This window comes from Paenibacillus sp. FSL H7-689 (assembly GCF_000517905.1).
Lineage (GTDB): Bacteria > Bacillota > Bacilli > Paenibacillales > Paenibacillaceae > Paenibacillus > Paenibacillus amylolyticus.
The window spans coordinates 62,128-77,593 of the sequence record NZ_ASPU01000016.1 but is presented as its reverse complement, the minus strand read 5'-3'; the positions used below and the strand labels follow the sequence as shown (position 1 = coordinate 77,593).

General features: G+C 45.1%; 14 protein-coding genes. 11 read left to right on the top strand and 3 right to left on the bottom strand.

What is annotated here, in order from left to right; translation table 11 throughout:
• Positions 1-600: 600 nt before the first annotated feature.
• Complete coding sequence (locus C170_RS15370; RefSeq protein WP_036611268.1) at positions 601-2,559, bottom strand: ABC-F family ATP-binding cassette domain-containing protein; 1,959 nt, start codon at positions 2,557-2,559, stop codon at positions 601-603.
• 279 nt (positions 2,560-2,838) lie between these two features.
• On the opposite strand from C170_RS15370, the gene C170_RS15365 reads away from it, so the two are divergent.
• The 11 genes from C170_RS15365 (at position 2,839) to C170_RS15315 (ending at position 11,127) form a co-directional block, all read left to right on the top strand.
• Entirely contained in the window at positions 2,839-3,477 is a 639-nt protein-coding gene (locus C170_RS15365; RefSeq protein ID WP_036611266.1) for a 5-formyltetrahydrofolate cyclo-ligase, read from the top strand.
• Between the two features lie 15 nt (positions 3,478-3,492).
• Complete coding sequence (moaC, locus tag C170_RS15360; RefSeq protein ID WP_223869015.1) at positions 3,493-3,996, top strand: cyclic pyranopterin monophosphate synthase MoaC; 504 nt, start codon at positions 3,493-3,495, stop codon at positions 3,994-3,996.
• Positions 3,997-4,033: 37 nt separating this feature from the next.
• A complete protein-coding gene (locus C170_RS15355; protein WP_017690080.1) occupies positions 4,034-4,519 on the top strand; it encodes a MogA/MoaB family molybdenum cofactor biosynthesis protein in 486 nt (161 codons plus the stop codon).
• 214 nt (positions 4,520-4,733) lie between these two features.
• On the top strand, positions 4,734-4,982 hold the full coding sequence (gene tatA / locus C170_RS15350; RefSeq protein ID WP_036611264.1) for a twin-arginine translocase TatA/TatE family subunit: 249 nt from the start codon (positions 4,734-4,736) through the stop codon (positions 4,980-4,982).
• 78 nt (positions 4,983-5,060) lie between these two features.
• Complete coding sequence (gene tatC / locus C170_RS15345) at positions 5,061-5,843, top strand: twin-arginine translocase subunit TatC (RefSeq protein ID WP_036611261.1); 783 nt, start codon at positions 5,061-5,063, stop codon at positions 5,841-5,843.
• 400 nt (positions 5,844-6,243) lie between these two features.
• On the top strand, positions 6,244-6,525 hold the full coding sequence (gene groES / locus C170_RS15340; protein ID WP_017690077.1) for a co-chaperone GroES: 282 nt from the start codon (positions 6,244-6,246) through the stop codon (positions 6,523-6,525).
• A 73-nt stretch (positions 6,526-6,598) separates the two neighbouring features.
• The gene (gene groL, locus C170_RS15335) at positions 6,599-8,233 is read left to right on the top strand and encodes a chaperonin GroEL (protein ID WP_036611259.1); all 1,635 of its coding nucleotides are present in this window, start codon (positions 6,599-6,601) and stop codon (positions 8,231-8,233) included.
• A 198-nt stretch (positions 8,234-8,431) separates the two neighbouring features.
• Positions 8,432-8,872: a hypothetical protein gene (locus C170_RS30085; protein ID WP_051447210.1), complete on the top strand. Its 441-nt coding sequence runs from the start codon at positions 8,432-8,434 to the stop codon at positions 8,870-8,872.
• A gap of 122 nt (positions 8,873-8,994) precedes the next feature.
• Positions 8,995-9,231, top strand: coding sequence for a hypothetical protein (locus tag C170_RS15325; RefSeq protein WP_017690072.1), 237 nt, complete (start codon positions 8,995-8,997; stop codon positions 9,229-9,231).
• Between the two features lie 219 nt (positions 9,232-9,450).
• Positions 9,451-10,503 carry a flavin-containing monooxygenase gene (locus tag C170_RS15320; RefSeq protein WP_036611257.1) on the top strand — a complete coding sequence of 351 codons (1,053 nt, stop codon included), beginning with the start codon at positions 9,451-9,453 and terminating at the stop codon, positions 10,501-10,503.
• A gap of 276 nt (positions 10,504-10,779) precedes the next feature.
• The gene (locus C170_RS15315; protein ID WP_036611255.1) at positions 10,780-11,127 is read left to right on the top strand and encodes a hypothetical protein; all 348 of its coding nucleotides are present in this window, start codon (positions 10,780-10,782) and stop codon (positions 11,125-11,127) included.
• A gap of 282 nt (positions 11,128-11,409) precedes the next feature.
• Here the strand turns inward: C170_RS15315 and C170_RS31035 are convergent, their stop codons facing one another.
• Together C170_RS31035 and C170_RS15305 are read right to left on the bottom strand one after the other, a co-directional pair.
• Positions 11,410-12,096 carry a hypothetical protein gene (locus tag C170_RS31035; RefSeq protein ID WP_144029802.1) on the bottom strand — a complete coding sequence of 229 codons (687 nt, stop codon included), beginning with the start codon at positions 12,094-12,096 and terminating at the stop codon, positions 11,410-11,412.
• A gap of 151 nt (positions 12,097-12,247) precedes the next feature.
• On the bottom strand, positions 12,248-15,367 hold the full coding sequence (locus C170_RS15305; RefSeq protein WP_036611250.1) for a glycoside hydrolase family 2 TIM barrel-domain containing protein: 3,120 nt from the start codon (positions 15,365-15,367) through the stop codon (positions 12,248-12,250).
• Positions 15,368-15,466: the final 99 nt, after the last annotated feature.

Below are 15,466 nucleotides of genomic sequence, written 5' to 3'. Positions count from 1 at the left end.
CGTTGTAAATATGCATGGCATATAGTAAATAAATGACGGGCAGGCCTTGAACGACAAAGGTCTGCTTTTGTCTTATTATGGAGGTACATTGAGGAGTGGAATGATGCATTTGTCAAGGTGTTATTATAGTTATCCACATATCCAGTGTAATTTGTGGGTAACTATCCCAAAGCCAAACCAGCATAGTTTTCGAAACGAAAAGGGTTTAGGGGATAGAATGACTCCTTACTATCCACAAAGTTGTGGATAAAGTGGATAACTTGGTGGATAAATATGGTTTTTGTGTGCAAAAGGCTATTCTACCGCTGTATAATTAAGCTTATTAATGTGCTTGCTATCTTGCTTTCTTGTGGATAAGTGTAAGGGACAGGGGGATAAAAATATTTCTCTTCATTCGAGTAAATTTGACAAAAGTCAAAACAGCTCCCCTAACCTCCGTATGTTAGAGTTCAATCTCAAGGAACATAAAGAAGATAGGGTGCTTAGCTTCAATACGCATCCTCAACAAACAAAAAGCTGATCCCAATAAGGAATCAGCCGGTGGTACTACTATAATTGTATGACGCGATTAAGCCATGGGCTGAGTCTGTACTATTCGTACTATTCCATAGCTAGTTCTTCCCAGTCCTCGTATGCTTTGGTGAGTTCTGCTTTGTGTTCCTCCGATTGTTGCTGGAGTTCTTGCAGCTTCATATAATCCTGATAGATTTCAGGCAGAGCCATCTGTGCCTCAAGTTCGGTAATCTTTGTTTCCAACTCCGCAATCTGTTGTTCCAGAGCTTCCTGCTTGCGTTGTCGGTTGCGCTCTTCACGCTTCGCCTGTTTTTCCGCTTCGAATGAAGCCGCTCCGGATTTTTCGGTTGTGGCTGTGTTCAGATCGGATTTGGACGAGTTCTTGGACGAAGCCTGACGTGCCTCAGCAGCTTCACGTGCGATGTCCTCAAGCTCCTGTTTTTTCTCCACATAATCATCGTAATTACCGAGATATTGCTCTGTGCCGCCTGGATGAAGTTCAACAATGCGTTCAGCCATTTTGTTGAGGAAGTACCGGTCATGGGAGATGAACAGCAGGGTGCCTTCATAATCCATTAATGCCGCTTCCAGCACTTCTTTGGCAAACAGGTCGAGATGGTTCGTAGGCTCATCCAGAATGAGCATGTTGGCTTCCTTCAGCATCAGCTTGGAGAGAGACACACGTGCCTTCTCACCGCCGCTGAGGGAGGAGATTTTCTTGAGCACATCGTCACCGCTGAACAAAAAGTTCCCCAGTACGGTCCGAATGCGTGCTTCTTCCATCCCGGGATAGGCACTCCACAGTTCTTCCAGAACCGTGTTGGATGGATTGAGCCCAGTCTGTTCCTGATCGTAATAGCCGATCTGCACTTTTGTTCCCCATTGGATCTCTCCGGTTACCGGACGTAAACTTCCTGTAAGACACTTCAGCATGGTGGATTTACCAATACCGTTCGGTCCAATCAAAGCAACCGTTTCCCCACGCCGCAGATCGAAGGATACATTGCGGAATAATGGAGAAGCCTCGTCATAAGCGACAGACAGCTGATCCACTCGAAGCACTTCCTTGCCTGACATAACGGCGGTTTCGAAGGAAAAATGGGCTTTTTTCAAATCTCCCATCGGTTTATCAAGCCGCTCCATTTTGTCGAGGGCTTTGCGCCGGCTTTGCGCCCGTTTGGTCGTCGAAGCACGTACAATGTTTTTCTGAACAAAATCTTCCATCTTGGAGATTTCGCCTTGCTGTTTCTCATATTGCTTCATCTGAGTTTCATATTCGGCAGCTTTGAGCTCCATATAACGGCTGTAATTGCCCGTATATTTTTTGGAGCGGTGACGTTCGATCTCAACGATGGTTGTTACAAGTCGATCAAGGAAGTACCGGTCATGGGATACCACGAGCAGTGCGCCTGAATAACCTCTCAGATAATCTTCCAACCAAGTGAGGGTGGCGATATCGAGATAGTTGGTAGGCTCGTCCAGCATGAGCAGATCGGGTGCCTGAAGCAAAATACGAGCAAGCGCAAGGCGTGTCTTTTGCCCGCCGCTCAGAGTAGCAATGGGAGTGTCTGGCGAAAATTCGCCGAATCCCATCCCGTGCAGTACGCTGCGAATGCGGGTTTCCATCTCATAACCGCCATGGTCCTTGAACCAGTCGGAGCGTTTCGCATAACGTTCCAGCAGGTCCGCGTACTTTTTCTCATCTTCCATCTGGGCAGGGTCGGCAATATCACGTTCCATCTGACGCAAATCTGCTTCAGCTTGTGTCAGGTGAGCGAATACGTTCATCATTTCTTCCCAGATGTTACGGTCGGATTGCAGCCCGCTGTTCTGAGCGAGGTAACCGAGCGTCGTTTCTTTGGACTTGAAAATCTGTCCTCCGTCATAGGACATTTCACCGGCTACAATTTTGAGCAAAGTGGATTTCCCTGCACCGTTTACACCAACGAGGCCGATGCGCTCGCGTTCTAATATTTGTAAGTTCACGCCGTCCAGGATTGGATCGACACCAAAACGTTTGATAATTCCGGATACTTGCAGCAGCATAAAATTAAGTTCCTCCATAGGTCCAGTTCTTGATATGACAACTATATCCCAGTTTACATGAAATACAGAGCAATTGCACCGATTGGGAACGCATGGGGCATGTAGTCTTTTTGATCAATCAATGATAAACTGAAAGAAGGCATGTTATTACATGAGGATTTTGCAGAAAATGAATCATTTTAACCATTTCAACAAGATGACAACTGGTCATAACATATAAATTGTTTTTAATGAGAGCTTTTTTCTACCTTCCCTATCAACAGGAGGTTATTCAAGGATATGCAGGATCATGCGGAACTGAAAAGTCAGCTTCGATCCAGACTGAGACAGAGCCGTGATCTGATGGATGCAAGCATGCATCAGCAGGCAATGACTAAGATTAACGCTGGAGTGAAGAGGGAGCTGGAGCGCCTTAGACAGGCCAAGAGCAAGGTTGTGAACAAACCACTCGTCATATTCAGTTATTTGTCCTATGGAAGCGAAGCGTCCACAGCTTTTCTGTTTCAAGAGGGCTGGAATCATGGAGATGTGATGTTTGCACCAAAAGTGTTGGCGAATCCACCTCGAATGGAACTACGGCGGGTGACCGGAGAACAAGATCTGGAGCCAGGCATATGGGGGATACCGGAACCCAAGGATTCCTGTGAGGTCCTGACGCCTGATGATTGGCCGGATATCGATCTCATATTGGTACCGGGGCTTGGTTATGATCTCCATGGCGGGCGTATTGGTTATGGTGGCGGTTATTATGATCGTTTTGCCGAGACGCTTGCAGCAACATGTGTGATGACGAGCAAGAAACCATTGATGGCTGCGATGGTGTTGCCGGGTCAGCTACAGGAGGAGATCCCGATGGACCTGCTCGATCTGCGGATTGATCTGTTGATAACAACCGAAGGTATATTACATATCGAATAAAGGGTTGTGATGTGATTGAGTTCAGAAGTGAACAACGGCCAGGCTTCCGGTGGTAAACTGACCCATTTTAATGAACAGGGGCGGGCCCGGATGGTTGATATTTCAGGTAAGGAAATTACCGTACGTACGGCTGTGGCCGTAACCAAAGTGACGATGAATCCAGATACACTGGAAGCGATTCGGGAGGGCCGAATCGGCAAAGGTGATGTTCTGGCTGTGGCTCAGATTGCCGGGATTCAAGGCGCGAAGAAAACGTCGGACTGGATTCCGATGTGCCATCCGCTGGCACTGACGGGTGTGGATATTCGTTTTCATGATAATGGAGTGGATGAATTACACATTGAAGTTACTGTCAAAACTGAAGGCAAAACGGGTGTTGAGATGGAGGCGCTCACGGCTGCCTCAGCTGCAGCACTGACGGTCTATGACATGTGCAAGGCCATGCAAAAAGATATGATTATCGGTCCAACCATGTTGAATTCCAAGAGTGGTGGCAAAAACGGTGATTACAGCCGATAGGCAATATTTATTTTCATAGAGGAGAAGGGTGATCTTTATGGTGTGGAGAACAGCAATCCTGACAGCCAGTGACAAAGGAGCCCGCGGGGAACGTGAGGATACGAGTGCACAAGTCATTCGGGAGCTGGTGGAAGAAGAGCTGGGTGGTCAAATCGTGGAGTACCGTATCGTTCCGGATGAACCCGATGAGATTATTGCGGCTTTGATTGAGATGACGGATTATTTTCACGCCGATCTGGTGCTGACTACCGGTGGCACGGAGCTGGCCATTCGTGATATTACCCCGGAAGCGACCCGGCGCGTAATTGAGCGGGAAGTTCCCGGGATGGCAGAGGCCATGCGGTACAGTGTAATGAGCAAAAACCGTTCTGCAATGCTGTTCCGTGGGGTATGTGGCATTCGTGGACGCACGCTGATTGTGAATCTGCCAGGTACACCAAAGGGTGTGCATGAACATCTGGCGGCCATTATGGATCAGCTTCCGGAAGCGCTGCTGATGGTTACGGGTCAGTTCAAGCAATAATCGAGCACGGACTCTGGGGCAAGATATCCGATTAGCCATGAACCGGTGTTAGATTGTTCAAGTGACATCTCTTATCTTATTTGTGAATTTTGCGGGTTATGTAAGTGGTTACATCTATGGTATGATGGGCTTAAATTAAGAACGCAGCAGAGACATCTATGAACATCTGGCCGAGTATGCGCATCTTCGAAGCTTGAGACGAGGAGGATTATCAATGTTAAGTTCCATTGGACCAACGGGCTTTATTTTGCTGGCCGTGATTGCATTGTTGTTGTTTGGACCCAACAAACTTCCGGAACTGGGACGTGCAGTTGGGCGTACCTTCCGTGAATTCAAAGAGGGCGCTCGCGAGATTATCTCTGAGGATGACTCGTCCAATCGCAAAGAGCAGGAGAAGGCGAAACCGCTGGCGGCTGAGAGCACACCTGCAGACAAGCCTGCTGATAAACGCCTGCCGGAATAATCTTGACGGCAATGAAAGAGAAATCCCTTCCTGCCGGAAGGGTTTTGTATTTTAAGCTGGCAATAATGGGGGGCAGGCATGACGCAGCAAATGGAAGAAATGTCGATTACGGAACATCTGAGCGAGCTGCGGAAGCGGCTGATCTACGTATTAAGTATTTTTGTGCTGGGACTGATTGCAGGATTTTTTGTGGCGGACCCGGTATACCAATATCTGACCAAGGCAGAGTCGGCAAAAGGTTTTGTATTACATGCCTTCTCGTTCTGGGACGGGATTGGCATCTATATGAAGATTGCAGGGTTGTTCTCACTTGTTATTACACTGCCGTTTACGGTGTATCAGATCTGGAAGTTTGTTAGTCCAGGGCTAAAGCCGCGCGAACGAAAAGCGACGCTGAAGTATGTGCCCTATGTGTTTCTTTTATTTCTGACAGGTATGGCTTTCTCGTATTATGTTATTTTTCCGATGGCACTTGCCTTCACAACAGCGATAACGGAGAAGATGGGGCTTGTGGAGACCTATGGGATGAAACAGTATTTCAGCTTCCTGTTTGGCATTGTGCTGCCTGTGTCCCTGTTATTCGAACTTCCTTTACTTATTATGTTTCTGACAGGACTGCGGATTCTGAATCCAATTCGTCTTCGCAAGATGCGCAGAGTCTCTTACTTTGTTCTGATCTTCATTGCAGTGGTCATCACACCTCCAGACTTTATTTCCGACCTTCTGGTGATGATTCCCTTGCTCTTGTTATATGAGATCAGTGTGTTATTATCCGCAATCGTATATCGCAAGCAGCTTGCAGCCGATGAAGAGATCGAATCCCGCTACGTTCGTGCCGAGGATAAGAAACATGCGGGCTGAATGAGGATAAGCTGTGATGTGCCCGGAAAAGACGTTATGTTCTTATCCGGGCTATTTCTGTAGACTGCCGACCAACACGACAGGACAAGCAGGCATATTATGTTCAACAATGGATACAATGGGGAAGGGACTGTCTGTTAACGTTGCAGAAGGGTTAAACAATTTCGTAGAATAAGATTAGTGAATTGCAACATAGAACCAGGCACAGCGGGTGTAATTTGGCTATGTTTGTGTAAATTCAACGTAAATTCTCGCAGGAATTCGTCAAAAGGACTTGAAATCATGCTTCAAGTTGAGTATCATAAAGTTGGTTGTTAGCACTGAACACTGTCGAGTGCTAATACATATGGCTACAACCTACAATGTAACGTTATATAATTTCAAAAGGAGGCTATTTTTCATGATCAGACCTTTAGGTGAACGCGTATTGGTAGAACCACTGGAGCAAGAACAAACAACTTCTTTCGGGATCGTACTCCCGGACTCCGCCAAAGAAAAACCGCAAGAGGGTAGAATCATTGCAGTTGGTGCTGGAGTATTGAAAGACGGCGTACGTGTAGCTCTGGAAGTGAAAGAAGGAGATCGCGTTATTTTCTCCAAATATGCCGGTACAGAAATCAAATTCGAAGGTAAAGAATATTTGATTATGAAAGAAAGCGATATTCACGCGATTCTCGACTAATTCAAATTTAATCGGATAACCGAACCATATAGCACTACCATTTTCCAACAAAAACTAGGGAGGTTTTCTTAACATGGCTAAAGACATTAAATTCAGTGAAGACGCTCGTCGCTCCATGCTTCGTGGTGTGGACGCATTGGCTAATGCAGTAAAAGTAACACTCGGTCCTAAAGGCCGCAACGTGGTTCTGGAGAAAAAATTCGGAAGCCCGCTCATCACTAACGATGGTGTAACCATTGCTAAAGAAATCGAACTGGAAGATGCATTCGAGAACATGGGTGCACAACTGGTTAAAGAAGTAGCAACAAAAACCAACGATGTTGCCGGTGACGGTACTACAACAGCAACTGTATTGGCGCAAGCGCTGATCACAGAAGGTCTGAAAAATGTAACTGCAGGCGCTAGCCCAATCGGTATCCGTAAAGGGATCGACAAAGCGGTTAAAGCTGCGGTTGCTGAATTGCAATCCATCTCCAAACCAATTGATTCCAAACAATCCATCGCACAAGTTGCAGCAATCTCTGCAGCTGACGAAGAAGTAGGCGAACTGATCGCTGAAGCTATGGAAAAAGTGGGTAAAGATGGCGTTATCACAGTAGAAGAATCCAAAGGATTCGCTACAGAGCTTGAAGTGGTTGAAGGTATGCAATTCGACCGTGGATACATCTCTCCTTACATGATCACAGATACGGACAAAATGGAAGCTGTTTTGGACAATCCGTACATCTTGATCACAGACAAAAAAATCTCCAGCACGCAAGATATCTTGCCATTGCTTGAGAAAATCGTTCAACAAGGCAAACCACTGGTATTGATCGCTGAAGATATCGAAGGCGAAGCACTGGCTATGCTGGTTGTGAACAAATTGCGTGGTACATTCAATGCTGTAGCTGTTAAAGCTCCAGGATTCGGTGACCGTCGTAAAGCAATGCTGCAAGACATCGCTGCCCTCACTGGTGGCCAATTGATCACGGAAGAACTGGGTCTGGACCTGAAATCCGCTGTTGTGGAACAACTGGGTACAGCTCGTCAAATCCGCGTAACAAAAGAAAACACAATCATCGTTGACGGTGCTGGTAACAAATCCGATATCGATGCACGTGTTAGCCAAATCCGTACACAACTGGAAGAAACAACTTCCGAGTTCGACAAAGAGAAACTGCAAGAGCGTCTGGCTAAATTGTCCGGCGGTGTAGCAGTAATCAAAGTTGGTGCGGCTACTGAAACAGAATTGAAAGAACGCAAACTTCGCATCGAAGATGCCCTGAACGCAACTCGCGCTGCGGTTGAAGAAGGTATCGTATCCGGTGGTGGTACAGCGCTCATGAACGTATATAGCGCGGTTGCGGCTGTAGCTCTGTCCGGTGACGAGCAAACAGGCGTAAACATCGTCCTGCGTGCTCTGGAAGCACCAATCCGCACAATCGCAGCTAACGCTGGCGAAGAAGGTTCCGTAATCGTGGAACGTCTGAAAAAAGAACAAACAGGAATCGGCTTCAACGCTGCAACTGGCGAGTGGGTTAACATGATCGAAGCGGGTATCGTTGACCCTGCGAAAGTAACTCGTTATGCATTGCAAAACGCGGCTTCCGTAGCAGCTATGTTCTTGACTACTGAAGCAGTTATCGCTGACAAACCAGAACCAGCAGGTGCTGGTGGCGGAATGCCTGACATGGGCGGTATGGGTGGAATGGGCGGCATGATGTAATAAAGGTGTAAAAACCTTTATTACATCATGTGCCTGGCAGAGTGAATTCTCGTTACGAGGTGACAAGAATTTGTGAAGCAGTCACTGTTACAAATTATAAATAATACAAAAACCACTTCTTAATTAAGGAGTGGTTTTTGTGTTGTTGAGTATTTGTATAATCATAGTTAGTATCAAGAGATATGGAGGGCATATATCATGAAACATATTAGAAAAATTATAGTGGCAGGTTTAGTGTCTGCTGCTGTTATCATCTTAATCTATAATTTCACTTCTGATTCCGAACGAAAATTTGTAAAAGTAAATGAAGCTAGTGATACTCCATTAACTACATTCACAGTAATTAATAATGAGAATTTCGCAGGTACTACAAATACGCATCGGTTTGATATTCGGGCAGGATTTAGTTATGTGAAAGTGAGTTTTAAAAACACGGGTTCGAAACACTTTACATTTACGATCAATGAAGGATCACCTAGTGGAACTGAAATATTGTATGGCAGGGTCCCGGCAGACGGAAAAGAGCATACATATTATAGTGACAAAGCATTGTCGACGGGTTCGTATTATGTAAGTACCTCTTCTGCGCAAGGGATGTCGGGCATATTGGATGTTTCTCTTGGAACTGATGTTAATTAAAGATTCGGTAATTCGCTCTAAATGTAGATTTGAAGCCCTGTGATTGAAACCTCGTTCCTATGGTTTCGTATGTACTGTGATACATAGAGAGCTTATCAGTAACGACTTGAGGAGGAAATGATTTGAGAAAGGGTACAAAGTGGACATTATGGATACTGGGCTTGATGCTCGCTGCAATATTTATCAACTTTTTTATGAATCTATATAGCTTTGCTTATGCACTGATTACTGTGCTTATACTTGCCTTTATGGGGTGGGGTTTCTTAGCGAAATTAAAGAACGACGTTCGTCAGCATGAAGATTACCATAGAAGAGAGCATCAGTCTGCGAACGATGACATCGATAGATACACCAGGTAGAATTCAACCAACCTATCATACTTAGCACGTAGCATACATGAGAAGTTATAAGAAGCTTGCACTGAAATGATTAAAAGGCTCCCGTGAGGGAGTCTTTTTAATGGCTGATCTTGTAAAAGGAAGTAGTGATGTTTTCTTCTATTGCTAAACAGACAGTTGTTAAGTAAAATAAACATATGAACAAGTGCTCATATATTAATACATAAAACGATATTGGGGATGATACATATGTACGATGTATTGGTTATCGGAGCTGGGCAAGCAGGCTTGGCAGCAGGTTACTATCTTCAACAGTCGGGGTTAACCTTTTTAATCGTTGATGCTGCCTCATCTATCGGGGAATCTTGGCGTAAACGGTACGATTCCTTACATCTTTTTACCCCACGAATGTATGATGGGTTACCGGGAATGCCTCTTAGTGGAAATGAAAATAGCCTGCCAAGCAAAGATGAAATTGCAGATTATTTTGAAAACTATGCTAAACAAATGGAGCTTCCAATAAAGTTAAACTGTGAAATCTCCCGTCTCTCGAAGCAAGATGAGGTGTACTATGCTGAAACCAATGATGGAACGATTGAAGCGCGCAATATTATCGTTGCCACGGGGCCTTTCCAGACCAAAAATGTTTCTCATTTTGCGAAAGCATTATCCGAGCATGTGATTCAGCTTCACTCATCAGAATATAAAAATATCTCTCAATTGCTTCCTGGAACAACAGTAGTTGTAGGCGGAGGGAATTCAGGTGCCCAAATCGCCGTAGAGTTGACATCAGATGAACAACAAACCGTATACATATCCATAGCTCGAAATATTACCTTTAGGCCTTTGCATATTATGAGACGAAGTATATTCTGGTATTTTGAAAAGCTCGGAATATTACGTGCAAGTGCAGATCGTATGGTTGGAAAATGGTTGAGAAATCAGCCTGAGTACGTATATGGCTATGAGTTAAAAGAATTGATGACCCAGGGGAAAGTTAACCTGCGCCCACGTGCCATTAATGCAATAGATGACCGCATCCTATATGAGGATGGTAGTGAGACACGAATAGACAATATTATCTGGGCGACTGGGTTTAAGCGAAATGATAGTTGGATCGATATCAATACTGCTTTTGATGCCCAAGGTGTAATTATACACGAGAGAGGCGTATCACCGGTTGCTGGACTGTACTTTGTAGGGCTACCTTGGCAAACATCTCGGGGTTCAGGACTGTTGGGATGGGTTAAATATGATGCTCAGAAAATCGTTAATCATGTGATACAAAGGTAAGACACATTAAACTATATAAATTGAGCTAATCATTTACACGATAACGGAGAGGACAGAAAAAACCTGAAAAAGCAAAGCGTTCGCCTTTATCCCCGGATTTTCCCCTTCGGAAAAGGAATCAAAAAAATCTGGGGATAACAGCGATTGGAAGGTTATTCTGTCATCGTAGTGTCTGTGTAAATAACTTTAGTTCAACTTATATAGATTAGATATCAGGAATGATTAGAAAATATCATAACTCACATTTTTGGGTATATTACTAAAAGGAGGGATATTATGAAATTATTTAGACTGCCATTGATTCTTTGTGTTATATTACTTTTAGCTATTTTGTCAGCTTGTGGTGCGGATGATAGGTTACACGGAAAGAGCGATAACTGGGATGTTTCTCTACAGAGATCAACAGGGAGCTATAGTATTACTTATATAGGTGATGAAAAGCGCATAAAGGATTTTGTGTTTGACCTTACCGGCAATAATATAAAACAACAGGGGAAGGCGCTTGAGGAACAAGGGGTACCGTTCAGTATGTCGGGAACGGCTACTGAGGCGGAGAAAACGAAAGATCCAATTACCTTTAAAATGAGTTGGAACAATCAGAGCGAGATAGTAACTTTTGAGTAACTCTCGCATGCGGGAGCTGTTCATCATTGGACTTATGGCAACTATTAATCGCCTGGATAGGCATTGTTTGTGGGATTGTTACTTACAAAGATAAGATCAGTAAATGGATACTTTACCCTGTCTCGCTTTTTTGTATAGTGATTACTTTAATTTTTTGGCTTACTAATCCTTAAAATAGGAAAATGTTAGATCAGAGACTGTGACTACTGAATTATCCAAAAAAAGTACATATCACACGATAGGCCGTTCCTTCATGGAGCGGCCTTTTTGCACAATCGCATCTTATCTCGCAACAGTTATTTCAAAAGTGGAGTGATCATAATCTTGAATGTTGAAGCGATATTCCAATCTATTTCGAACTGTCGCCCCATCAAAATCGGACTGATTCACATCACGATCCAATAGACCGATATCCTGGATGACATCTTGTGCATCGTTATAGGTGTAATCGCTATTAGTAGTCAGAATGAGTGTAGCGATAGCAGTCAGAAGAATTCCAGCCGTTGGTTTACGCGTATCACCGGTTCCGTACAACCTGACTTCCTGTATGCTCTCATCTGCATTCACTGCACCAACCAAGCGTAATTCGTCATTGAATACATACTCGAAAGTGCCAGTGCCCTGCTCGGGAGAGTCTTTTATATTCAAGCGGGTAATACTCAACCCATTCAGTCGGTATTTGCCTACGGCGCCATTAAACTTGTTTTTAAATTCATCGGTAGTCATGTGGAGGCCAGAAAGTTTAATCTGGGATGAAGGGGTCTGATCTATTTCAGACTGAGTAGAGTTCGAAGATAAATTCAGCATCCCATACAAACCTATTGAAGCAATCGCAAAACAGGCCGTTGTTAGAAAAATAAATCTGATTGGCAACCTATTGCCTTTGCGAATAGATAAGATCATCCCAACAACAAATCCCAAGAAAGCGATCAAGCCAAAAATGAAGAGAATGGTAAACAGATATTGCAAAGTCTCACCTCGTAATAGAGTAATAGCTGGTACAAATCTTTCTTGCACCTCATTCATTATAATGTTCCCATGACAAAGTTCAAACTCCCACTATTCACTGCCCCAACAAAAAAAGCACTGCCGGCATGCTGCCAGCAGTGCTTGCTTGATGTTATACAGGTCTTACCGTAAAGGTGAAGTGATACGCGCGGTTGGCTGGCAAGGTGTATTCGACATGGGTACGTGCGCTCCAGCTGTCATCTCCGCCAACACCCATTTGTTTGTAATTGATGCGGGCGACAGTCTGTGTGCTCTGAGGTAATTTGTACACATGGTCGTTTGCTTCCAGTTCTTCCGGTGTCCACGGCAACGCATTAATTTCAAAGGGTATAGTGGCTTCAACATGAAGCCCAAGCTGACCATTTGCTGACGTAATTTCTGCAAAACGTACATCCGTTTTGTTACCACACTCTTGTGGTTTCAGATATGGAACAAATTGATCTCGAACCGCACCTGTGTAATAACCGAGACGTGCACTGGTCAGGCGGTCTGCATAATTGTCATGCGGGCCTCTGCCGTACCAAGAGATTGTATCCAAGCGGTTATTCAGTTGCAGCAGCATACCGAATTCCGGTAGATCAGGTAAGCCTACGCCTGGAATAAGGGTTTGACTGATTTCCAATACACCATCCGCATCAATTCGGTATGTGATGGACAGCGTACATCCCGGATGTTGATCCCACGTATAATCGGTCGTTACAAGAAAACCTTGTTCGTCTGCATGGTGCTCAAAGCGAATTAATCTGCTGGTAGCGTGAGCATCTCTCCAGAAGGCAGAACGCTCATTCAGGCGGTTCCCCATATCATTGTCTGTCATGGCTCTCCAGTAATTCGGCCGGACAGGTGCGAGCAATTGCTCCTGATTGTTAATCTGATAGGATGTTAACGCGCCAGTGGCTGGATTGAAGCTCAACGTGACTTGGCCTGTAGTCACTTTCAATTCATCTTGCAGATCCTGTACCTGCGGCGCATTGTCTTGTCCTTGACGTATCGGTTGGATTGGACGCAATCTCGGAGATACCACGAACTGATCCCAGGCAATCTCATGACCTACTCCTGCCCATTTGGTTGCCACTTTGGTAACCAGAGATACAGTCAGCACCGCTTCCTGGAACAGATCGGAAGATGGCGTATAAGGGATTCGGACTTCAACCGATTCGCCAGGAGGTACCGCGATATCCAACGTACCGTTCTCTACAGATTTGCCATCGTGAGTTACTGTCCATACGAGCGAATATTCGCTCAGATCCGTGAACAGGAACTGGTTTTTGATGCGCAGCAGGCCGTCTTTGACATCAACGGTTTCCATACGAACGTTCTGATAACATTTCTTCACTTCTTCCAGCTTCGGTGTAACCGTCTTATCCGCCAGAATCAGTCCGTTTCCGCAGAAATTGCCATCATGAGGGGATTCACCGAAATCGCCACCATAAGCAAAATATTCTACACCGTCTGCCGTAGTGGTACGAATGGACTGATCGACCCAGTCCCAGATGAATGCACCCTGCAACACATCATATTTATCGAACAACTCCCAGTACAGATGCAGACCTCCACAAGAATTACCCATGGCATGGCTGTATTCGCAGATAATATAAGGTTTCTTCGGACCCTTCATGCGCGCGTATTGCTCCACATCTTGTGGACTGATATACATTGTCGATTCAATATCACTTGCCGAATCAGAAGGGCGATAATGGAAGGTACCTTCGTAATGAACGAGACGGGTTGAATCGACTTGTTTCAGATAATCGTACATGGCGATGAAGTTATCGCCGCCGAAGGATTCATTGCCAAGGGACCAGATGATGACGGACGGATGGTTTTTATCCCGCTGGAACATGGAGTTACAGCGATCTATTACGTTATTACGCCATTCCGGTTTGCTCGCGGGAATATTGTTCTCATTCATTTCCTTTTGCCCATATTCCCAGGTGCCGTGAGTTTCCAGATTCGTTTCGTCAATGACATAAAGGCCATATTCATCACACAGTTCGTACCAGAGTGACTGATTCGGATAATGGGATGTACGCACCGCGTTAACGTTATAGGACTTCATCAACTCGATGTCACGGATCATGTCTTCCCGTCCAATGGCTCGACCCTTATCCGGGGAAAATTCATGACGATTCACGCCTTTGAACACAATGCGTTTGCCATTGATTTGCATCAGGCCGTCCTTCAGTTCAAACTTGCGGAATCCGATCCGGCTACGGACTGCTTCCAGTGTTTCGCCTGATTCGTCCTGAATGGACAGCACAAGTGTATACAGGTTAGGGGACTCAGCGCTCCATAGTAGCGGCTTCATAACCTCTGCTGACAACTGTAATGAAAGTTCATCCTCGCCCTGGAAAGTAACGGCCGCAGTAAGTGGTTGCTTCAGCACTGTCTGCTGTTGTGCATCATAGAGCTGCGCCTGAACGGACAATCCGGCAGGGGTCTGCGCGTCATTATGATTAAATAATTTCAAATCCAGCAGTAGCTCCGCATCCTGATACGCGTCATCCAGTTCAGTACGAACAAAGAAATCGGCGATCTGAACCGGTGAAGGTGAATGCAGGTATACACCACGGAAGATGCCGCTTAACCGCCAGAAATCCTGATTCTCCAGCCAGCTCGCATCACACCAGCGATATACCTCCACAGCGAGCTTGTTCTCACCTTTCGTTAGATACGAAGTGATATCAAATTCTGCGGGTGTGAACGTGTCTTCACTATAACCGACGAGTTCCCCGTTGACCCATACATAAAAGGCGGATTCAACACCCTCGAAGTGCAGCAGGACAGGACGGTCTTTCCAGTCAGCAGGAACAGTAAACGTGCGGATGTACGAACCCACCGGATTATAAGTTGTTGGTGCAAATGGTGGCTTCAATTCAGGCTCACGCTCGACCCACGGATACGTCATATTTGTATAGTGGGGATAATCGTACCCTTGTAGCTGCCAGTTGGAAGGAACGGCGATCTCGTCCCAGTCACTGGCATCATAGTTGTTCTCATAAAAGGATGTAATCCGTTGCTCCGGTGTCTCCGCAAAGGCAAACTTCCATTGACCATTCAGTGATTCGTACCATGGCGATGTGCTGGAATCATTGGACAATGCTTCTGTTATAGATGGAAACGCTACCATAGAAGCATGTGCGGGTAGACGGTTTACTTGAAAAGTCTCGGGATTATTGTTCCATTCCGGGTATCCATTTGCTGGAGGGGTGTGTACCAGTTTCTTTCGCATAACAGCAACTCCTTCTGAAATGTTATAATATTGTCATTATAGAATTGAATTGATACTTAGAGAATAAAGAATATTGCCCATATATATCACAATATGAAA

Bases quoted from the DNA above. Each gene is read 5' to 3' on its own strand.
- groES (WP_017690077.1), top strand. From the start codon at position 6,244: ATGATCAGACCTTTAGGTGAACGCGTATTGGTAGAACCACTGGAGCAA.
- C170_RS30085 (WP_051447210.1), top strand. From the start codon at position 8,432: ATGAAACATATTAGAAAAATTATAGTGGCAGGTTTAGTGTCTGCTGCT.
- C170_RS15320 (WP_036611257.1), top strand. From the start codon at position 9,451: ATGATACATATGTACGATGTATTGGTTATCGGAGCTGGGCAAGCAGGC.
- C170_RS15355 (WP_017690080.1), top strand. From the start codon at position 4,034: ATGGTGTGGAGAACAGCAATCCTGACAGCCAGTGACAAAGGAGCCCGC.
- tatA (WP_036611264.1), top strand. From the start codon at position 4,734: ATGTTAAGTTCCATTGGACCAACGGGCTTTATTTTGCTGGCCGTGATT.
- C170_RS15305 (WP_036611250.1), bottom strand. From the start codon at position 15,367: ATGCGAAAGAAACTGGTACACACCCCTCCAGCAAATGGATACCCGGAA.
- tatC (WP_036611261.1), top strand. From the start codon at position 5,061: ATGACGCAGCAAATGGAAGAAATGTCGATTACGGAACATCTGAGCGAG.
- C170_RS15315 (WP_036611255.1), top strand. From the start codon at position 10,780: ATGAAATTATTTAGACTGCCATTGATTCTTTGTGTTATATTACTTTTA.
- C170_RS15365 (WP_036611266.1), top strand. From the start codon at position 2,839: ATGCAGGATCATGCGGAACTGAAAAGTCAGCTTCGATCCAGACTGAGA.
- groL (WP_036611259.1), top strand. From the start codon at position 6,599: ATGGCTAAAGACATTAAATTCAGTGAAGACGCTCGTCGCTCCATGCTT.
- C170_RS15370 (WP_036611268.1), bottom strand. From the start codon at position 2,559: ATGCTGCTGCAAGTATCCGGAATTATCAAACGTTTTGGTGTCGATCCA.